The organism is Sphingobium sp. (genome assembly GCF_035511395.1).
GTDB lineage: Bacteria > Pseudomonadota > Alphaproteobacteria > Sphingomonadales > Sphingomonadaceae > Sphingobium.
In genome coordinates this window covers 1-20,469 of record NZ_DATKFP010000042.1, presented here as the reverse complement: position 1 = coordinate 20,469, position 20,469 = coordinate 1, and the positions used below count along the sequence as shown (strand labels likewise).

At 65.3% G+C, this 20,469-nt stretch carries 17 protein-coding genes; 9 read left to right on the top strand and 8 right to left on the bottom strand.

The features are described 5' to 3' along the window. Positions 1 to 153 precede the first annotated feature (153 nt). Positions 154 to 2,430, bottom strand: a complete 2,277-nt coding sequence (locus tag VMR39_RS02165) for a TonB-dependent receptor (protein WP_325413895.1) — start codon at positions 2,428 to 2,430, stop codon at positions 154 to 156. Between the two features lie 339 nt (positions 2,431 to 2,769). Here VMR39_RS02165 and hisI point away from each other — a divergent pair, with 339 nt between their 5' ends. Both hisI and VMR39_RS02155 read left to right on the top strand, forming a co-directional pair. Continuing rightward, complete coding sequence (hisI, locus tag VMR39_RS02160; RefSeq protein ID WP_325413968.1) at positions 2,770 to 3,141, top strand: phosphoribosyl-AMP cyclohydrolase; 372 nt, start codon at positions 2,770 to 2,772, stop codon at positions 3,139 to 3,141. After that, on the top strand, positions 3,128 to 3,658 hold the full coding sequence (locus tag VMR39_RS02155; RefSeq protein WP_325413893.1) for a hypothetical protein: 531 nt from the start codon (positions 3,128 to 3,130) through the stop codon (positions 3,656 to 3,658). The genes hisI and VMR39_RS02155 overlap by 14 nt, the downstream gene beginning before the upstream one ends. 119 nt (positions 3,659 to 3,777) lie before the next feature. Here VMR39_RS02155 and VMR39_RS02150 read toward each other — a convergent pair whose 3' ends face one another. The 3 genes from VMR39_RS02150 to VMR39_RS02140 all read right to left on the bottom strand — a co-directional run bounded on the left by VMR39_RS02150 (position 3,778) and on the right by VMR39_RS02140 (position 6,889). Then, entirely contained in the window at positions 3,778 to 4,407 is a 630-nt protein-coding gene (locus tag VMR39_RS02150) for a YitT family protein (protein ID WP_325413891.1), read from the bottom strand. 93 nt (positions 4,408 to 4,500) lie between these two features. Further along, positions 4,501 to 5,640, bottom strand: coding sequence for an aspartyl/asparaginyl beta-hydroxylase domain-containing protein (locus tag VMR39_RS02145; RefSeq protein ID WP_325413889.1), 1,140 nt, complete (start codon positions 5,638 to 5,640; stop codon positions 4,501 to 4,503). A gap of 40 nt (positions 5,641 to 5,680) precedes the next feature. Beyond that, complete coding sequence (locus VMR39_RS02140; protein ID WP_414712438.1) at positions 5,681 to 6,889, bottom strand: MFS transporter; 1,209 nt, start codon at positions 6,887 to 6,889, stop codon at positions 5,681 to 5,683. A gap of 154 nt (positions 6,890 to 7,043) precedes the next feature. Here VMR39_RS02140 and VMR39_RS02135 point away from each other — a divergent pair, with 154 nt between their 5' ends. Further along, positions 7,044 to 7,946: an EamA family transporter gene (locus VMR39_RS02135; RefSeq protein WP_325413885.1), complete on the top strand. Its 903-nt coding sequence runs from the start codon at positions 7,044 to 7,046 to the stop codon at positions 7,944 to 7,946. A gap of 10 nt (positions 7,947 to 7,956) precedes the next feature. Here VMR39_RS02135 and VMR39_RS02130 read toward each other — a convergent pair whose 3' ends face one another. Genes VMR39_RS02130 through VMR39_RS02120 form a run of 3 tightly spaced genes read right to left on the bottom strand, consistent with a single transcriptional unit; the run spans position 7,957 to position 11,903 of the window. After that, the gene (locus VMR39_RS02130; RefSeq protein ID WP_325413883.1) at positions 7,957 to 8,649 is read right to left on the bottom strand and encodes a L,D-transpeptidase family protein; all 693 of its coding nucleotides are present in this window, start codon (positions 8,647 to 8,649) and stop codon (positions 7,957 to 7,959) included. A 52-nt stretch (positions 8,650 to 8,701) separates the two neighbouring features. Continuing rightward, positions 8,702 to 10,969, bottom strand: coding sequence for an NADP-dependent malic enzyme (locus VMR39_RS02125; RefSeq protein WP_325413881.1), 2,268 nt, complete (start codon positions 10,967 to 10,969; stop codon positions 8,702 to 8,704). 28 nt (positions 10,970 to 10,997) lie between these two features. Next, positions 10,998 to 11,903: a LysR family transcriptional regulator gene (locus tag VMR39_RS02120; protein ID WP_325413879.1), complete on the bottom strand. Its 906-nt coding sequence runs from the start codon at positions 11,901 to 11,903 to the stop codon at positions 10,998 to 11,000. A 94-nt stretch (positions 11,904 to 11,997) separates the two neighbouring features. Here VMR39_RS02120 and VMR39_RS02115 point away from each other — a divergent pair, with 94 nt between their 5' ends. From VMR39_RS02115 to VMR39_RS02090, 6 genes are all read left to right on the top strand, one after another. Further along, a complete protein-coding gene (locus tag VMR39_RS02115) occupies positions 11,998 to 14,112 on the top strand; it encodes a malate synthase G (RefSeq protein WP_325413878.1) in 2,115 nt (704 codons plus the stop codon). 143 nt (positions 14,113 to 14,255) lie between these two features. After that, entirely contained in the window at positions 14,256 to 14,882 is a 627-nt protein-coding gene (locus VMR39_RS02110) for a glutathione S-transferase (RefSeq protein ID WP_325413876.1), read from the top strand. Further along, the gene (locus tag VMR39_RS02105; protein WP_325413874.1) at positions 14,869 to 16,128 is read left to right on the top strand and encodes a Xaa-Pro peptidase family protein; all 1,260 of its coding nucleotides are present in this window, start codon (positions 14,869 to 14,871) and stop codon (positions 16,126 to 16,128) included. The genes VMR39_RS02110 and VMR39_RS02105 overlap by 14 nt, the downstream gene beginning before the upstream one ends. A 132-nt stretch (positions 16,129 to 16,260) precedes the next feature. Continuing rightward, positions 16,261 to 16,500 carry a hypothetical protein gene (locus VMR39_RS02100; protein WP_325413873.1) on the top strand — a complete coding sequence of 80 codons (240 nt, stop codon included), beginning with the start codon at positions 16,261 to 16,263 and terminating at the stop codon, positions 16,498 to 16,500. A gap of 119 nt (positions 16,501 to 16,619) precedes the next feature. Further along, the gene (gene alaS, locus VMR39_RS02095) at positions 16,620 to 19,274 is read left to right on the top strand and encodes an alanine--tRNA ligase (protein WP_325413871.1); all 2,655 of its coding nucleotides are present in this window, start codon (positions 16,620 to 16,622) and stop codon (positions 19,272 to 19,274) included. Positions 19,275 to 19,318: 44 nt separating this feature from the next. Then, positions 19,319 to 19,894 (top strand): nucleoside 2-deoxyribosyltransferase domain-containing protein, encoded by a 576-nt coding sequence (locus VMR39_RS02090; RefSeq protein WP_325413869.1) that lies wholly within the window; start codon positions 19,319 to 19,321, stop codon positions 19,892 to 19,894. Here the strand turns inward: VMR39_RS02090 and VMR39_RS02085 are convergent. Beyond that, on the bottom strand, positions 19,888 to 20,469 hold a 582-nt coding region (locus VMR39_RS02085; RefSeq protein ID WP_325413867.1), incomplete at its 5' end, for a GIN domain-containing protein. The genes VMR39_RS02090 and VMR39_RS02085 overlap by 7 nt on opposite strands.

Genomic DNA, 20,469 nt, shown 5'->3' with positions numbered 1-20,469 from the left:
ATTGGACAGGCCTGTAGAGCAGCAGCTAACAGGCCTTTTTGTCATGTGCGCTCTTGCTCGCAGCGCGCCCAAAATGCGCCCAACGAAAAAGGGCGCCCCTTGCGGGACGCCCTCTCTTTCTACCAGTCGATGTGATCGATCAGAAACTGGCGATCAGAAGCTGGCCTTGATCATGCCGCCGATGATGCGCGGCTCGTTGATCATGCCGGTCAGGTTGTTGAAGTCGATCGCGCTGACGGCGCGGATCTGGTTGGTGATGTTGCGGGCGAAAGCCGCGACCTCATAGCCATGATCCGACTTGTAGCCGATCTTGAGACCGCCTTCGAGCAGCGAGCGCCCCCGGAACTCGGCGGCCGAGTAGAGGAAATAGTTCACGCTGCTGCGATAGGCCCAATCGGTGAAGGCGAACACCTCGCCCGCGCCGACAGGGATGCCGTAGCGCAGCGTCGCATTGGCGATATAGCGCGGCGCCTGGGGCAGGTCGTTGCCATCCAGATAGCTGTAGGTCGTGCCGCCATCGACGAAGGTGCTGCCCGTGGGCGTACACATGCCAGAGCCGCAGACCGCCACGAAGGCCGCATTGTCGCGGATCTCGGTGAAGTTGTAGCTGCCGCCCGCCGTCAGCGTCAGGTTGGGGATAGGCTGTGCCTCGACATTCGCCTCGACGCCGTAGCCGACCGCCTTGTTGACGTTGATCAGGCGCGCCGAATTGCCAACGCCGCCCACTGCGGTCAGTTGCAGGTCGTCCGTGTTCCAGTAATAGGCCGACAGGTCGAAGCGCAGGCTGTTGCCGATCGCGCCCTTCACGCCGCCTTCATAGGAAATGGTCGTCTGCTTCTTGGCCACCGAAGGCACGCTGAAGAACGTCACGCGGTCCTGGATCGCCGGACCCTGATAACCGGTGGCGACACGGGCATAGAGGTTGACGTCGGGGCTGAGCGCATAGGTGGCGCTGACGTCCCAGGACAGGTTCTTGCCGCGCGCGGTGTTGCTGAGCGGCAGGTCGACGGCGATCAGCTGGCTGGAGATGGTGCTGGCCGCCAGCGCGGGATCGAGCGTGATCGTGTCGCGCTTGTTGTCGCGCGTGTAGCGTACGCCGCCGCGCACCGTCAGGGCGTCCGTCAGCTTCGCTTCACCCGACGCGAACACACCGATATTCTCGTTGGTGTTGTTGTGCAGGATGTTGCTGATCTTCGTGCCCGCCAGATCATAGCTATATTCGGTATATTTCAGGCGCTGGTGGAAGAAATAGGTGCCGGCCTGAAGGCGGATGCCGTTCATGTCGTCGGTGGCGAAGCGGAATTCCTGGCTGAATTCCTCCGGCTTCACGCCGTTGCCGGTGTTGGAATCGAACGTGCCCACGCCCAGGTCGCCGAAGGTGCAGCCGGTATAGGGATAGCAGCCGCCGCCATCGATATCGCCGGTGCTTTCCACCGATGCCTTTTCAAAGCCGGTGGTGGAGAAGAAGGTGCCGACGCCGTCCAGATGGACCTGCATGCGCAGATTGCCGCCGCCCTGCTTCATCGACTGGCTGGTGCGGCCGTCCAGGTTCACATGATCCTTGTCGAAGCCGTCGACGAAATGATTGCTGCCCGGCTGGAAGATATTGGCGCGGAACACGCGCGGGCTGCCCTTGAGGTCGCGATAATGGCCGCTCAGCACCGCCTTGAAGTCGCCCGATTCATAGGCGAGCTGAAGGCGGCCGGCGACGTCGCGATAGCCTTCCAGCTCGGCGTCGGCATTGCCGCCTTCATTGTCGTTCTTTACCCAGTCGTCGCGGCGCTGGAGCAGGCCGGACAGACGGAAGCTCAGGCCATCGGCGATCGGGCCGCTGATCGCGCCTTCGGCATTGACCGTGTTGTAGGTCGCCCAGGATGCGGTGGCATAGCCGGTATAATGGTCGGTCGGCGCGGCGGAACTGAGCTTGACCACGCCGGCGGGTGTGTTGCGACCGAACAGCGTGCCCTGCGGCCCGCGCAGCACTTCGACGCTGGCAAGGTCGAATACGGGGAAGCTCTTGAGCATCGGATTTTCGAGCGCGACATCGTCATAGACGACCGACACCGGCTGGGCGGCGTTGGGATCGAAATCGGTATTGCCGAGGCCGCGAATGTAGAAGCGCGGGAAGGTGCGGCCGAACGAGCTTTCGACCAGGAGGCTCGGCGTGCGTGCCGACAGGAAGCGGATGTCGAGGCCGCTGCTGTTGAGCGCGTCAAGCTTCTCGCCGCCGATCGCGGTGACGGCGACGGGCACGTCCTTGGCATTTTCCGCGCGGCGCGAGGCGGTAACGACGATTTCACCCAGGCCTTCTTCGGCGGCTGCGGCTGGATCGGTCTGGGCATGGGCGGCGCCGACGGGCGCCAGAGCGGCGGCGAGCGAAATCGCAAGCGCGCCGCGCGAAATGCTAGTGAAGATCGGCATATATGACATGGTGGAGGCCCCTTTTTCCCTGGCCCTGCATCCCGCTCCCTGCGGAGTCCCGTTGTTCGGATCGTTGGCGCGACGCTATGCGCGCTTTCCGTGAGGGGCAAGAAAAGCTGACGCCATTTTGTCGCAAATTAGCAACGGTCTTGCCAAAAAGTGACATGTCGGCACGGACGCGGGCATCGATCCGATACGCGCAAACAGGGCTGCGCAGCGCGCGTTCGCCCCCTCCGGCGCCGTGAAGGATCGGATCGAACCATTCACGTCCGCTTTTGTCTTTTGATTACCGCCTTCTGCGCACCGTCGGCTGTTTCAGCGGAGTTCAGAATGCTCTATATCGCCGCGATGGACGACGCACGCGACAAGGGGCTGACCCTCAATCCGAAATATGACCGGGACGGGCTGATCACGGCCGTCGTGACCGATGACGCCAGTGGCGAGGTGCTGATGGTTGCGCATATGAACGCGCAGGCGCTGGCGCTGACGGTGGAAACGGGGCTGGCCCATTTCTGGTCGCGCAGTCGTCAGTCGCTCTGGAAGAAGGGCGAAACGTCCGGGCATATGCTTCAGGTGCGCGACCTGCGCATCGATTGCGATCAGGATGCGGTCTGGGTGAAGGCGGTGCCTGCTGGCCCCACCTGCCATACCGGCGCGCGTTCCTGCTTCTTCCGCCGGGTCGGTCCGGAGGGTCTCAGCAGCGTCGATGCGGCGGACTAGCCTCGCGCTTCTGACCCTGCTGGCTGCGTGTCAGCAACCTCCGGAGCGCAGCATTGCCGCCCCGGACAGCAGCGGCACGTCCGTATCCGGGCTGGAGCGCGCGGCAATCGAAAGCGGCGCGATCGCCGACGCCAGCAAGATTTCGCCGGTCGGTCTGTTCCAGCGCAGTCATGAGGCGGGACGGGATGCGCTCTGCGTCATTCCCGGCAAGGACGGGCAGTATCGCTTCGGGCTGGAGGCGGTGTTCGGCGAGGAACCCAATTGCCGCGGCCATGGCAGCGCGCGCCGGGCTGGGGACAAGCTGATCCTCAGCTTCAAGGGCGGCGACCGCTGCATCATCGTCGCCCAATATGATGGCGATCAGGTCGCGCTGCCCGGCGTGGTCGACATGGCTTGCGCGGACCTTTGCGAAGGGCGCGGCTCGCTGGAGGGCGTCACCTTCCCGCGCATCGCCAACGACGCCGCCAGCGCTCTGCGCGCGCGCGATCGGGGCAATGATCCGCTTTGTGAGACTTAAAGCCTTTTCTAAGCAGGTGGAAACGCAGTTCGGCGCAGCCAATCACCTGCTGACTCGGAAAACGCGGTAAAACCAAGATCTAGAGCAGCCGAGCCGATGCAATCGGATCGGAATCTGCTCTAATATCCGATATAGCGCCCCGGCCGGTGGTTCACGACCAGCACGGCGTTCATCGCGGCGGCGGACAGGATCGACAGGCCGAACCGGTCGAGGCTGAGCACCGGCAGCGACAACAACAGGATCACGATGTCGCACAGCATCTGCGTGCGGCCGGCATTCCAGCCGCGCGACCTTTGCAGGGTCAGCGCCACGACTCCGACACCGCCGACGCCCGCGCCATGGCGGGCGATGGCAAGGATGCCGAAGCCGATGATCGATCCGCCGAACAGGGCGGCGAAGAGCGGGCTGATCTTCGCGACCTGCATCGCCCAGGGCATGGTGAGGCCCAGAGCCATGATCGCGACATTGGCGAACAGCGTCTTGAGGCCGAAGGCAGCGCCCATCGCCTTGCCCGCGAACAGGAAGAAGGGGATGTTGATCAGAATGAACAGCGCGGCCGGCGACCAGGGAATGAAATAGGACAGCAGCAGCGCGATGCCGGCCATGCCGCCTGTCACCAGGCTGGCCTGTTTCAGCAGCATGATCCCCATGGCGATGAAGGCGCAGCCGATCGCGATGGCATAGCCATCCTCGGCAAGGCTGTGGGGACGGGCAGACGGCGTCGTCTGTGACGGGATGACAGGAGGCATGGGCGAAGTCCGTAAAGCGGGAGCGCCCTGGCCATCCTCCTGTTATTTTGTTGCGTGCCGCTATAACAACATTACGAGCGTCTGAAAAGAGGGTCAGCCGCCATTATCGACCTGCGCCGGGCCGAAGGCGTCGATCGCCTGGAACAGCCGGGTCAGCGCTTCGCGTTCCTCCACGCCGATTTCCGGCCGCCACACTTCGAACAGCAGCACCACGCGCGTTTCCTGACTGCGGTTCCAGGCTTCATGCTCGATACTGTCGTCGAAGATCAGCATCTCGCCCTTGCGCCAGGCCCGCGTTTCCGCGCCGACGCGCAGCGCGCAGTCGTCCGGCACCAGCAGCGGCAGGTGGCATATGAGCCGGGTGTTGAGCAGACCGTGATGCGGCTGGATATGGGTGCCGGGCTTCAGCAGCGACCAGAGCGCGATCGGCGACCGGCTGTCGATCACTGGCATCGGCGCATGGGCGAGGGCGGCCATCACGGCAGGACAACGGCAGGCATTCTCCTCGACCGGCGCGCCATTCTGCCAGAAATAGAGCGCGCCCCAGCTTGGATCGTCGCGCAGCGGATTATTCGGCGCGGGACGATCCGCGGAGGTCTGGACATAGGGCGCGAACTCCGCCTCCTTTGCGCGCACCGCTGTCAGTTCGTCGACGATGGCGTCGGTCATCGCCTCCATCGGCGCGACCCAGTCGAACTCCTCGCGCTCGTAGAAAGCGCGCTGAGGCAGGCCGGGGAAGTAGAACATGCTCGGCTGTTGCAGGTAGAGGTCGCGCTTGCCGAGCAGCAGATCGGTGGCGTGGGCGATGCGGGGCAGGGGCGGCAGGTCACGAATCGCGGCGCTCAGATGATCCTCGAACCGCTGGCTCGACTGCGCGATGCTGGCCTGCGCCTGCTGGAGCAGCGGCTGGAGCGGGGGCGGCGCGCCGGTCGCGGCCGCCTGTGCCAGCGCTGCGCGAAACCAGCTGATCGACCCGCGCTCATCGCCCCGGCGCAGCGCATTCTGCCCCATGCCGAGCAGGGCGGGCAGATTGCGCATGTCGCTGTCGAGAATGCGGCGGAGCGCAGCGGCTTCGCCATCCAGGTCGCCACCGCGATTGCAGGCCTGCGCCATCAGCATCGCTGGCGGATCGGCCATTTCCCGCAGGGTCGCAAGCGCCACGGTCGCATCGCCCCGGCGCAGTGCGGCCATCGCCGCCTCGGCCAGCATCGTCTCTCTTACCTGATCGTTCATGCCCCTGCCTTATCGGGCAGAAGGGCAGGGCGAAAGCGGCTTATTCGGCCGCGACGGGCACCAGATCGTCCGGGCCGCGCTCCAGCATGATGGCGAGCAGGAAGACGGCAAGCCCGCCCAGCGCCAGCACGCAGCCGATCCAGCCAGTCGACACCAGCCCATAGCCTGCCGCGATCGACAGGCCGCCCAGCCAGGGGCCGATCGCATTGGCGACGTTGAAGGCGCTGTGATGCAGTGCCGCCGCCAACGTCTGCGCATCGCCCGACACGTCCATCAGCCGCGCCTGAAGCGGTGTTCCCAGGCCGCCGCCGATCCCGATCAGGAAGACGATCAGGCTGAGCGTCCAGATGTTGCCCGCCATCAGCGGGAACAGCGCCAGCGACGCCGCGCTCCACAGCAGGACACCGATGACGGTGCGGTTGCGCGCCTTGTCCGCCAGCCACGCCACGGCCAGATTGCCCAGCGTCATGCCGACGCCGAAAATCGCCAGGATCAGCGGAACATAATGTTCCGACACATGGGTGACTTCGATCATGGTCGACGCGACATAGGTGTAGACGGCGAACAGGCCGCCAAAACCGATCGCGCCGGTCAGCAGCGTCAGCCACACCTGCCCCTTGCCGAGCGCGGTCAGTTCGCGCATCGGGCTGGCCTTGGGATCGCCGGCGTCGCGTGGCGCGTAGAGCGCGACCAGCGTCACCGTCGCCACCGCCAGCGCGGCGACCACGAAGAAGCCCGATCGCCAGCCCAGCGCCTGCCCCATCCAGTTGGCGACCGGCACGCCCAGCACGGTGGCGACGGTCAGGCCGGACATGACCTTGGCGATCGCCAGCGTCCGCTTCTCGATCGGCACCAGGCTGGCGGCGACCAATGCGGCGACGCCAAAATAGGCGCCATGCGGCAGCCCCGACAGGAAACGGAACAGCAGCATCCAGTGATAGCTGGGCGACAGCGCCGACAGGGCGTTGGCGACGGCGAACATCGCCATCAGGCCGATCAGCAAGGTCCGGCGTGGCAGGCGTGCGGCAAAGGCGGCGATCACCGGCGCGCCGGCCACCACGCCCAGCGCATAGGCGCTGATGGCATGGCCGGCGGTCGGGGCGTCGATCCCCAGATCGCGGGCGAAGAAGGGCAAGAGGCTCATCGAGGCGAACTCGGTGGTGCCGATCGCGAAGGCGCCCACCGAGAGCGCAAACAGGACGAGCGCGGGGTGCGCGTTCTGGGAAGGGGCGCTCATGGCAAGCTCCATGCTGCAATGCAAAATATACGGAAGCCCCGCAAATGGGCCTGATGACAGCGTCGGTCAACCCTGCATTCGTATGAGATTCCTGCAACTGCACGCCCATATCGTGCAATCGGGAAACATTCGCGCCGGTGGCCGGATCGGCTATAGGGCGGCCGTTATGACAGGGAATGATGGACAAAAGGGGCGCGGTACCGCGCTCGCGGGCGTTGGGGCCGGCGCGGGGGCGGTGCTGCTGTCGCTCACATCGATGAATCTGGGCGCGGCCTTCGCCAAGACGCTGTTCCCGCTGGTCGGCGCCTATGGCATCGCCGCGCTGCGCATCGATCTCGCCGCAATCCTGCTGTTGATTTTTCGCCGGCCCTGGCGCCGTCCTGTCCCACGCGCCATGCGCTGGCCGCTGTTGGCCTATGGCGCGACGCTCGGCCTCATGAACCTGCTGATCTATCAGGCCTTCGCGCGCATTCCGCTCGGCATTGCCATGGCGATCGAAGTGACGGGGCCGCTGGCGATCGTGCTGTTCGGTTCGCGCCGGCCGCGCGATTTCCTCTGGCTGGGCGCAGCGGTGGCAGGGCTTCTGCTGCTGTTGCCTCTCCGCGCGGACGCGCCGCTCGATCTGCTGGGCGTTGCCTTCGCGGCTGGCGCGGCGGCCTGCTGGGCGACCTATATCCTTACCGGCAAGCGCATTTCCGGTGCGCTCGGCGGGGATGCCGTCGCCTGGGGCATGCTGGTCGCCGCGATTCTCGTCATGCCGATCGGCCTGGCCCATGCCGGGCCGGCGCTGTTCACGCCATGCGTGCTGCTGGTCGGCCTTGGCATTGCGCTATTGTCGAGCGCCATGCCCTATTCGCTGGAGATAGAGGCGATGCGGCGCCTGACCGCGCCTGTCTTCGGCCTGATGCTGAGTTCCGCGCCGGCGGTGGGGGCGCTGGTCGGCTTCGTCGTGCTGGGAGAGCGTCTGACGGGCATGCAGTGGATCGCGATCGCCTGCATAGTGGCGGCATCGGGCGGCAGCGCGCTCACCGCCGGGCACAAGCCCGCGATCGAGGATGCCCCGCAATAAGGGAGCGATGTTACCCGCCCACCTGCGCCTTGCTTACGTCCAGCATCTTGCCATTGGTGATGACGGCGACGTCGCCCACTTTGGTGACGGCGAACAGCTTCTTCGCAAATTCCACCGGCACGCCGATGCAGCCATGGGTGCCGCGACCATATTCGACGTCGCTGCCATGGATGAAGACGCCGTCGCTGGTCAGGCGCTGCGCATAGGGCATGGGCGCGTCATAAAGGTTGGACACATGGTCGGCGTCCTTCTGCGTGATCGGGAACGCGCCCTGCGGACTGGGCTTGTCGGTCGCGCCGTAGAGGATGACCGCCGCGCCGATCTCATATCCCGCGCGGAACACCGACAGTGTCTCGGCCTTCAGGTCGATGGTGATGATGACCGGCCCGGTTGTCGGTGCGCCCGTGTCGTCCCAGGCATAGTCGCCATGGCGGAACGGCCCGTCGATCTTCAGCACGCGCTTCACCGCCAAGGCGCGCGGATCGATGTCCATCGGCTGGTCGCTGCGCCGCTCCATCGGCTTGGTCGGGGCAGGGAGTGGGGCAGCGGCGGGCCTGCCCTCCGCCACGTCCGCCGATGCGGCATCCTGCGCTGCGGGGCGGTCGATCCACTGCATCGCCAGCAGCGCGGCACCACCCAGACCCAGGCCAATCGCCAGCTTGGGTCCGGCGCTTTTCGCCAATGTCTTGAACAAACCCGCCATAGTCGCCCTTATGTCTCCAGTCGCGGCGGAACATAAGGGCGAAAGGTTAAGTTCAGCCTTCGCGTGCCACTTCCGCTGCCGCGATTGCGGTCAGGTTCAGGATGCCGCGCGACGTGACGCCGGGCGTCAGCACATGGATCGGTTTGGACAGGCCCATCAGCATCGGCCCGACCGTCGGCGAACTGGAGGCGGCCGACAGGGCGGTCAGCGTGATGTTCGCTGCGTCGAGGTTCGGCATGACCAGCAGGGTGGCCGGCCCCTCGAAGCGGGAATCGGGGATCAACCGCTCGCGCAGCGACTGGCTGAGCGCGGCGTCGGCATGCATTTCGCCATCCACCGCCAGTTCGGGCGCGGCTTCGCGCACCAGCTTGAGCGCCCGGCGCATCTTGCGCGCGCTGTCGGTGTGCGATGCACCGAAGTTGGAGTGCGACAGCAGCGCCACGCGCGGCGCCAGCCCGAAATGCTGCAATTCGGCCGAAGCCGCCAGCGTCATTTCCGCAATCTGTTCGGGCGTCGGGTCCGGCACCATATGGGTATCGGTGATGAACAGCGCGCCCGCGTCGAGGATCAGGCCCGACAGCGCATAGACGCGGCTGTGGCCGGGCACCCGGTCGATGATGCGCAGCACATGTTCCACCTGACCCCAATATTCGGAGCGGCCGCCAACCAGCGCGGCATCGACGCGGCCGGTGCGCAGCAGCATGGCAGCGGTGATGGTCGGGCGGCGATAGACATGGCGCAGGATTTCGTCCGCCGGCACGCCCCGGCGCGAGGCGACGGCGCGGTAGGCCTCCACCAGTTCGCCCATGACGAGGTGATCTGTCTCCGGATCGACCAGATCCACATCCTTGTCGAGGTCGAGGCTGAGGCCCAGTTCCGGCAACTTCTGTTCCAGGATGCGGCGGCGGCCGACCAGCGTCGGGCGGACGATGCCTTCGTCCAGTGCGTCGCGCACGGCGCGCAACACGCGCTCATCCTCGCCTTCCCCGTACGCGATGCGGGTCTGGCTGCCGCGCGCGGCTTCGAACACAGGCAGCATCAACTGGCCCGAACGCGTGGCCTTGTGGGTCAGGCTGCGCTTGTACTCGTCAAGGTCCAGCGTCTTCTTCGCGACGCCGCTGTCCATCGCCGCCTTGGCGACGGCGACCGCGATCTCGCCGATCAGGCGCGGGTCGAAGGGCGTCGGGATGATATAGTCCGCGCCGAACACCAGCTTGCGCCCGCCATAGGCCTGGGCCACGCTGTCATGCGCGGGCTTGCGGGCCAGGCTGGCGATGGCGTCGGCCGCCGCGACCTTCATCGCTTCGTTGATCTGCGTCGCACCGCAATCCAGCGCGCCACGGAAGATATAGGGGAAACACAGGACGTTGTTGACCTGGTTGGGATAGTCCGAACGGCCGGTGGCGATGATCGCGTCGGGGCGAACCTCGCGCGCGGCTTCGGGGCGGATTTCAGGCTCCGGATTGGCAAGCGCGAAGATCAGCGGATTGGGGGCCATCAGCGGCAGCCATTCCGGCTTCAGCACGCCCGGTGCCGACAGGCCCAGGAACAGGTTCGCGCCCGGCAGCACGTCGGGCAGGGTACGCGCATTGGTGTTGCGGGCATAGCGCGCCATATTGGGCAACATGCCTTCGCGACCCGAATGGATGACGCCGTCCTTGTCGGTCATCGTCACGTTTTCGATAGGCAGGCCCATCGACACGAGCAGGTCGACGCAGGCCAGCGCCGCCGCGCCCGCGCCTGATGTCACCAGTTTCGCGTCGGCCAGCGTCTTGCCTTGAAGCACCAGCGCGTTGCGCACGGCCGCCGCGACGACGATGGCGGTGCCATGCTGGTCGTCATGGAAGACCGGAATGTTCATCCGTTCCTTTAGGCGCTGCTCGATCTCGAAACATTCGGGCGCCTTGATGTCTTCCAGATTGATGCCGCCAAAGGTCGGCTCCAGCAGGGCGACGGCCTCGACGAACTTGTCCGGGTCGATGGTGTCGACTTCGATGTCGAACACGTCGATGTCGGCGAATTTCTTGAAGAGGACGGCCTTGCCTTCCATCACCGGCTTGGATGCCAGCGCGCCGATCGCGCCCAGGCCCAGTACGGCGGTGCCGTTGGAGATGACCGCGACCAGATTGCCGCGCGCGGTATAGTCCATCGCCTTGTCGGGATCCTCGGCGATCTCGACGCAGGGCGCGGCGACCCCCGGCGAATAGGCCAGCGCGAGGTCGCGCTGGTTCACCATGCGCTTGGTCGGCTCGATACGGAGCTTACCGGGCTGGGGATAGCGGTGATAGTCTAGGGCGGCGCGGCGTGTATTATCGTCCATGTGATGGGGCCTTAGTGACTGCGTTCCGCTAGGGCAAGCCAGAGCGTTCCCAGGGTGGTGTCGGGACATAAACTGTAACAAGAAAATCGATGAAGGCGGTCATGCTGCGCGGCGGGTTGGCCTGCGACAAGTGTACCGCAAACAGGCCGACGTCGCTCGATCCTTCATGCGCGGGCAGGATTTGCTGCACGTCGCCGCGCAGCAAGGCTTCGCTGATGTCCCATAGCGACCGCAGCGCGATGCCGCCGCCCGCCAGCGTCAGTTCGCGCACCAGTTCGCTGCTGTTTGTGCGGACATGGCTGCGTCCCTCGATGCTCACCGGTCCCTTCGGCCCCACCAGTCGCCAGGGCATCTGTCCTTCGGCGGCGAGCAGGCGATGGTTCTTCAGGTCGGCGATCGTCTGCGGCGTACCATGCTGCGCCAGATAGGCAGGAGATGCGCAGAGGATGCGCCGGTTGGTCGCCAGTCTCTTCGCCGCCAGCCCCGGCCCCGGATCGGCGGTGATGCGGATGGCAAGGTCGGCGCGGCTCTCGATCAGGTCGGCGAAATCGTCCGACAGGTCTACGGTTAGCTCCACCTTCGGATGCGCGTCGATGAAGCGCTGGAGATAGGGGGCGAGGTGCATACGCCCGAAAGAGGTCGGCGCGGTGATGCGCAGTGGTCCACTCGCTACCGCCGATGCGCCTGACACGCGCCGCTCCGCCTCATCCAGCGCCGCCAATATGCCGCGCAGATCGGCATGGAGCCGCTCGCCCGCCGGGGTCAGCGCCAGCCGCCGGGTGGTGCGATGGACCAGCTTCGCCCCCAGCCTTTCCTCCAGCCGCGCCAGCCGCTTGGACATCATCGCTGGCGAGATATGCAGCCGCCGCCCGGCCGCCGCCAGCCCGCCTTCGTCTACGACGGTTACGAACAATTCATGATCGGGGTCCATCATATTCGTTCACCAGAAGAATGACTGTCTTCGAATAATAGCGTCTACACGGCATAATGCGAAGAGATTATGAAGGGCGCAACCAAGGAGTGGATCCATGACCGACCGCATGATCGAAAAGGCTGGCCTTCAGGTCGCCGAGCAACTGGCCGATTTCATCGACAGCCGCGCGCTGCCCGGTACCGGCATCGCGTCCGACGCCTTCTGGACCGGTGTCGCCGACATCTTCGCCCGCTTCGCGCCGGACAATGCGGCCCTGCTGCGAAAGCGCGACACGCTCCAGGCGCAGATCGACAGCTGGCATGAACAGCGCCGGGGTCAGCCCCACGACGCGAACGCCTATCAGGCCTTTCTGCGCGAGATCGGCTATCTGGTTCCCGAACCCGCGCCGTTCGCCATCGGCAGCGAGCATGTCGATGACGAGGTCGCCCGCCTGGCCGGTCCGCAGCTGGTCGTCCCGATCCTCAACGCCCGCTTCCTGCTCAATGCCGCCAATGCCCGATGGGGCAGCCTCTATGACGCGCTCTACGGCACCGACGCGATCCCCGGCGCGGCGGCAGGGAAGGGCTATGACGCGGCCCGCGGTGCGCAGGTCATTGGCTGGGCCAAGGCATTTCTGGATGACGCCATTCCGCTGGCAAACGGCGGCTGGGCCGATCTGTCGAGCGACGACATCATCCTCGCCGATCCCTCGCAGTTCGTCGGCAACAGCGAAAAGGGCAAGCTGTTCCGCCACAACGGCCTGCATATCGAAATCGTGTTCGACCGCGCCCACCCGATCGGCGCGACCGACCCGGCCGGCATATCCGACGTCATCCTGGAATCCGCGCTGACGGCGATCTGCGATCTGGAGGACAGCGTCGCCGCCGTCGATGCGCAGGATAAGGTCGCCGCCTACGCCAACTGGCTGGGCCTGATGCGCGGCGACCTGACCGAGACGTTCGAGAAGGGCGGAGCGACTATGACCCGCGCGCTCAATCCCGACCGCGCCTACACCACGCCCGATGGCAGCACGTTCACGCTGCCGGGCCGCAGCCTGCTGTTCGTCCGCAATGTCGGCCATCTGATGACCAATCCTGCCATCCGGCTGGCCAATGGCGACGAAGCCCCGGAAGGCATATTGGATGGCATCGTCACCAGCCTGATCGCGCTACACGATCTGGCGAAGGATGGCGGCAACAGCCGCGCGGGCAGTGTCTATATCGTCAAGCCCAAGATGCACGGGCCGGAGGAAGCCGGTTTCACCAATCGCCTGTTCGACGGAATCGAGGACATGCTGGGCATGGCCCGCCACACGATCAAGGTGGGCGTCATGGACGAGGAACGCCGCACCTCGGCGAACCTCGCGGCCTGCATCGAAGCGGTCCGCGACCGCATCGTCTTCATCAACACCGGCTTCCTCGACCGCACCGGGGACGAGATGCACACGTCGATGCAGGCCGGCCCGATGATCCGCAAGGGCGAGATGAAGGCGAGCGACTGGATCACCGCCTATGAGGATCGCAACGTCCAGATCGGCCTCGCCTGCGGCTTGTCCGGTCGGGCGCAGATCGGCAAGGGCATGTGGGCCGCGCCTGATCGCATGGCCGACATGCTGGAGCAGAAGGTCGGCCACCCGAAAAGCGGCGCCAACACCGCCTGGGTTCCCTCACCGACCGCCGCGACCCTGCACGCGACCCATTATCATCGCATCGACGTCTTCGCCCGTCAGGCGGAGCGTGCGGCAGAGGGGATCGCGCCGCTCGACAAACTGCTGACCATCCCCGTCGCTGTCGGCCGCAACTTCTCCGAAGAGGAGATCGCGCAGGAACTGGACAATAATGCGCAGGGTATCCTCGGCTATGTCGTCCGCTGGGTCGATCAGGGCGTCGGTTGCTCCAAGGTTCCCGACATCCATGACATCGGCCTGATGGAGGACCGCGCGACCTTGCGCATTTCCTCGCAGCATATGGCCAACTGGCTGCTGCACGGCATCTGCACGCCGGATCAGGTCGACGCTGCGCTCAGCCGCATGGCGGCCAAGGTCGACGCGCAGAATGCGGGCGACCCGCTCTATCAGCCGATGAGCGGGCGGGAAGCGGAAAGCCTCGCCTATCAGGCCGCCCGCGCCTTGGTGTTCGAAGGCGTCGAGCAGCCCAGCGGCTATACCGAACCGCTCCTCCATGCCTTCCGCGCGAAGAAGAAGGCGCAAGGCGCTTTGGAGGACGCCTGATACTGCCTCCGTTCGTTTCGAGCGAAGTCGAGAAACGCTAGCGCAATCCCAGCCGCTTCCCGACACGCTCGAAGCGAACGGATGTTGTGGCGCACCCAATGCTGCGTTAGCCATTCCGCCCCGCAGCATGGAAAGGCCGCGCCATGACCATCATCGTCCATCATCTGAACAACAGTCGGTCGCAACGCATCCTGTGGCTGCTGGAAGAACTGGGCGAACCCTATGAGGTTCGCCGCTACGAACGCGACCGCAAGACGATGCGCGCGCCAGAAAGCCTGCGCGCCATCCATCCGCTCGGTCGATCGCCGGTGGTTGAGGTGGACGGCCACCGGCTGATCGAGACCGGAGCGATCATGGAATATCTGGTCGCCCGAGCCGGCGGGCGCTTCGGCGCGCCAGCCGATGCGGAAGGCGCGATCCGTTGGCGCCAATTTCTCCATTATGCCGAAGGGTCGATGATGCCGCCGCTGCTGGCGTTGCTGGTGGTCGGCAAACTTGGTCTGCTCGGCCGGCCGGCGCGGCCCACGGTGCAGGGGATGCTGGACGATCATCTCGACTGGCTGGAAAGCGAACTGGCGACCCGTCCCTATTTTGCCGGGCCGGATTTCTCTGCTGCCGACATGATGATGAGCTTTCCGATCGAAGCGTCGCGGGCGCGCGGCGGGCTTGACGAATCGCGTCCGCATCTGGTCGGGTGGCTGGAAAGAATACAGGCGCGGCCCGCCTATCGGTGCGCGCTCAAGACCGGGGGACATTATGCCTACGCCTGACCGCCGCACCCTGCTGCGCACCGCCGTCGCCGGCATTGCCACGTCGCTCATAAGCCCGCGCCTCTTCGCGCAGGAAAAGGCGAGCGAGGCGCTGAAATCGCTTACCGGTACCGCCACGCCGATCGGCAAGACAGAGCGCGCCGATCGCCTCGCCCGCGCACAGGCAATGATGCAGGCCGCCGGCATCGACGCCTTGCTGGTCGAGCCGGGCGCGAGCCTCATCTATTATACCGGCGTCCGCTGGCACCGCTCCGAACGCCTGACCGCCGCCGTCATTCCGGCCAGCGGTCCGCCGCTCATCATCTGCCCCTTCTTCGAAAAGCCCTCGATCGACGAATCGCTCGCCATTCCCGCCGATGTGCGCGTCTGGCAGGAGCATGAAAGCCCCTATGCCCCGATCGCCGATTTCCTGACGGCAAAAGGATTGGCCAAGGGCCGCATCGGCATCGAGGAAACGGTCCGCTATTTCGCGGTCGATGGCCTCAAGGCTGCGCTCCCCGCTGCGACCCTGGTCAAAGACCCCGTCACCCGCGCCATCCGTATGCGCAAGACGGCGGCCGAGATCGCCCTGATGCAGAAGGCCACCGATGTCACCATGGCCGCCTATCGCTGGACCTACCCGCAGGTGAAGGCCGGGATGAGCCCCGCCGACATCGGCGCGCTGATGAGCGCCGCGACGAAGCAGCTGGGCGGGCAGGTCGAATTCAACCTCATCCTGCTGGGCGAAGCGGCCGCCTATCCGCACGGCTCCGGCAAGCCACAAGCGGTGCGCGCGGGAGAGGTGGTTCTGATGGACTGCGGCTGCACGGTCGAGGATTATCAGTCCGACATCAGCCGCACTTTCGTTTACGGTGCTGCCCCCAGCGCGCAGCAGCGCAAGGTCTGGAACGACGTGTCGCAGGGCCAGAAGATCGCCTTCGCCGCGGCGAAGCTCGGAACACCTGCCGGATCGGTCGATGACGCGGTGCGCGGCTATTATGAGAAGCTGGGCTACGGTCCCGGCTATGCGTTGCCCGGCCTGTCGCACCGCACCGGCCACGGCATCGGCATGGAGGGGCATGAGCCGGTCAACCTCGTTCACGGCGAGACCACGAAGCTGGACGTCGGCATGTGCTTCTCCAACGAACCGGGCCTTTATCTCCCCGGCACCATGGGCGTCCGCATGGAGGACTGCTTCCACATGACCGCGCAGGGGCCGGCATGGTTCTCGAAGCCGCCGGTATCGATTGAAGAGCCGATCGCCTGACAAACTCCCGTGACCCCGGCCTTGAGCCGGGGTCACGCTTTTTGCGTTGGTAGGAAGAAGCGGGATCCCGGCTCAAGGCCGGGATGACGAAGTGCTAAGAAGTCCGGTTTGCAGCAACAGCAGGAGGTGGAGATGGCCAAACCAATTTCTACAAGATTCGCTGTTCGATCCGAAGACGAAGTGGCAGCAATCGCGCACCTCCGGGCGCGAGGCTGTTCGCCCATGGGAGTGGAGAAAGATGACGACGATCTCAGTATTCTGGTCTTTGCGCCAATTGCGGACGATCTGATGCTTGGATTGGCGCAGGCGCTGCCAATGCACTTGAGCGCAAAAATTGGTATTGTGATGGGAAATCGTCCTCTGTTTGACTGAGAGCAAGCAAAGGGAACTGACGGCTTCAGCTAATGGCCCGATAATCTGATCGCCTCGCCAATCACTCACGACAAAATCCCCCGCTTGTGCGGCGGGCCGCTTGCCACTAAATCGCGCGCATGACCTCGACCAACGACATTCGCCGCTCTTTCCTCGACTATTTCGGGGCCAACGGCCACACCATCGTTCCGTCGGCGCCATTGGTGCCGCACAACGACCCGACGCTGATGTTCGTGAACGCCGGCATGGTGCCTTTCAAGAATGTCTTCACGGGTCTGGAAACGCGCCCCTACAAGACCGCGACGTCGAGCCAGAAGTCGGTGCGCGCCGGTGGCAAGCATAACGACCTCGATAATGTCGGCTATACCGCGCGTCACCATACCTTCTTTGAAATGCTGGGCAATTTCAGCTTCGGCGACTATTTCAAGGAACAGGCGATCACCCATGCCTGGACCCTGCTGACGAAGGAATGGGGGCTGTCGCCCGACAGGCTGACCGCGACCGTCTACCACACGGACGACGAGGCGTTCGACCTGTGGAAGAAGATCGCCGGCCTGCCCGAACATCGCATCATCCGCATCCCGACCAAGGATAATTTCTGGGCGATGGGCGACAGCGGTCCCTGCGGTCCCTGCTCGGAAATCTTCTACGACCATGGCGATCATATCTGGGGCGGCCCTCCCGGATCGCCGGAAGAAGATGGCGACCGCTTTGTCGAGATCTGGAACCTCGTCTTCATGCAATATGAGCAGGAAGCGAACGAGATCGTTTCGGAACTGCCCAAGCCCTCGATCGACACCGGCATGGGCCTGGAGCGCATCGCCGCCGTCATGCAGGGCGTGACCGACAATTATGACACCGACACGTTCAAGGCGCTGATCGCCGAGAGCGGCGCATTGTCGAAGACCGCCACGACCGGCGAGCACAAGGCGAGCCACCGCGTCATCGCCGATCACCTCCGCTCGACCAGCTTCCTGATCGCGGACGGCGTGCTGCCCGCGAACGAAGGCCGTGGCTATGTCCTGCGCCGCATCATGCGCCGCGCCATGCGCCACGCGCACATCATCGGCGCGAAGGAGCCGCTGATGTATCGCCTCGTTTCCAGCCTGGTTTCGGAAATGGGCGGCGCCTATCCCGAACTGGTCCGCGCCCAGCCGCTGATCGAGGAAACCCTGCTGCGGGAGGAAACCCGCTTCCGCAAGACGCTGGAAAACGGTCTGCGCCTGCTGGACGAAGCGACCGTCGACCTCACCGAAGGCGGCACGTTGCCGGGTGAAACCGCGTTCAAGCTCTACGACACCTATGGCTTCCCTTATGACCTGACCGAGGACGCGCTGCGTTCGCGCGGCCTGACCGTCGACCGTAGCGGCTTCGACAGCGCGATGGCGGAACAGAAAGCCGCCGCGCGCGCTGCATGGAAGGGGTCTGGCGAAAAGGCGTCGGACGAAATCTGGTTCGACATCGCCGAAAAGGCGGGCAATACCGAGTTCATCGGCTACGCCTCGACCGAGGGCGAGGGCGAGGTTCTGGCCATCGTCAAGGACGGTGTGAACTTCGACAGCGCAACTGCTGGCGAGACCGTCACCATCGTCACCAACCAGACGCCTTTCTACGGCGAAAGCGGCGGCCAGATGGGCGACGCGGGTGTCATTTCGTCGCAGGGCGGCCTGTCCGCCAAGGTCGAGGACACGTCCAAGCCGCTCGGTCGCCTGCACGCGCATCGCGCCACGATCGAGGCCGGCAGCGTCAAGGTCGGCGACACCGTCCATCTGGTAGTAGATGTCGAGCGTCGCGACCGCGTCCGCGCCAACCACAGCGCCACCCACCTGCTGCATGCAGCCCTGCGCAACGAACTGGGCGCGCATGTGACGCAGAAGGGCAGCCTTGTCGCGCCGGACCGCCTGCGCTTCGACTTCTCGCATCCCGAAGCACTGACCCATGCGCAGATCGCCCGCATCGAAGCCGATGTGAACGCGCATATCCGCCATAATGACGAAGTGACGACCCGCCTGATGACCCCGGACGACGCCATCGCGGCGGGCGCCATGGCGCTGTTCGGCGAGAAATATGGCGACGAAGTTCGCGTCCTTTCGATGGGGAAGGGCGATGCGCATAGCTACTCGGTCGAACTATGCGGCGGCACCCATGTCCGCGCGCTGGGCGATATCGCCCTGCTCAAGATCGTGTCGGAAAGCGCCGTTTCGTCGGGCATCCGCCGGATCGAGGCGCTGACCGGAGAGGCCGCGCGCCTTTGGCTCACCGAACGCGACGACAAGCTGCGCCAGACCGCCGCCACGCTCAAGACGACGCCGGAAGACGTGCCCGCGCGCATCGCCGCGCTGGTCGAGCAGAGCCGTAAGCTGGAGCGCGAACTCGCCGAAGCGAAGAAGGCGCTCGCCCTTGGCGGCGGCGGTTCGGCGCAGGCGGCCGGGCCGGAGAAGGTCGGCAACATCGACTTCCTGGGTCAGGTCATCGACGGCCTCGACCCCAAGGAACTGCGCGGCATCGTGGACGGCAACAAGAAGACGCTCGGCAGCGGCGTGTCCGCTGTGCTCGCCGTAATCGACGGCCGCGCCACCATTGCGGTGGGCGTGACCGACGACCTGATCAGCACGTTCAGCGCGGTCGATCTCGTCCGCGCGGGCGTCGAAGCGCTGGGCGGCAAGGGCGGCGGCGGTCGTCCCGACATGGCGCAGGGCGGTGGTCCCGACGGTGACAAGGCGCAGGCGGCGATCGACGCGGTCAAAGTCGCGCTCGCCAGCGTCCCGGCCTGATCAGGATAGGGGCGCATCAATCATGCGCCTCTCTTCACACGCCCATGATCCGGCCCCTGTCGTTGGCGGTTCTCGGCCTGCTCTTCGCTGCGGGATCAGCCATGGCGGCTGACGCACCGGTCGCCGTCACGATCACATCTCCTGAGCCTTTGCCCGCCGCCCATGATCGCGCGCGCCTGTTTCTGGGCGGCAGCATCGATATGGGCAAGGCGACCGACTGGCAGCGGGATATGATCGCGGCGCTGGCCGGTGACCGGGTGGCGATCCTCAATCCCCGCCGTCAGGACTGGAACCCCGCGTGGAAGCCCGTGGCGAGCGACTCCCATTTCCGCGAGCAGGTGGAATGGGAACTGGCCGCGCTCGACAGCGCGGACATCATCATCCTCTATTTCGCACCGGGATCGCAAAGTCCGGTGAGTCTGCTTGAAATGGGGCTGCACGCCCGATCGGGCAAGCTCATCATCTTCTGCCCCCAAGGCTTCTGGCGGAAGGGAAATGTCGACATCACCGCGCGGCGCTATGGCGCGAAACAGGTGTCGTCCTTCGTGGAATTGCTGGCCGAGGTCCGCGCGCGCATCGCAACCATCAACGCGGCTTCAGCGTCGAAGCGGGATCAATAATTCACCCCGCCGCACAGAATGTTACCGGTGCCGCGATTGTCCACGGTGCAGGCCGGCTTGCCGCCGATCGTCACATCGCCTGATCCGGTCGCGACGATTTTCGCGTTGACGTCCGCGGTCAGGACGATGCTGCCTGGCCCGTCATTGACCACATTCGCCTGCCGCGCACGCAATGGCTCGGCGGCCACAGATCCCGGCCCGCTGACCCGCACATTGGCAACACCCGCGCGACCGGTCAGCGTTGCGCGTCCGCCGCCGGACAAGGTCAGGTCCAGCCGGTCAAGCTGCATGTCCCCGACGCTCACATCGCCATTGCCGGCCAGCGCCAGTTCGCCTTGCAGCCCCTTCATGCGATTGATGGCGATCGAGCCGCCGCCGTTCAGGACGACGCGCCCGACCATTTCGGTCGACAGGCGCAATGTTGCCGCTCCAGCGCTTTTCTCGCCGGCGCGGGGACGTTCCATGCTGACGACCAGAAGGCGCCCGGACACGTCGACCTTCAACCGGTCGAGCGCGCCCTGATCGCCCTCCGCCCGCGCGGACGTGCCACCACCCGTGGTCAGCACCACTGTCAC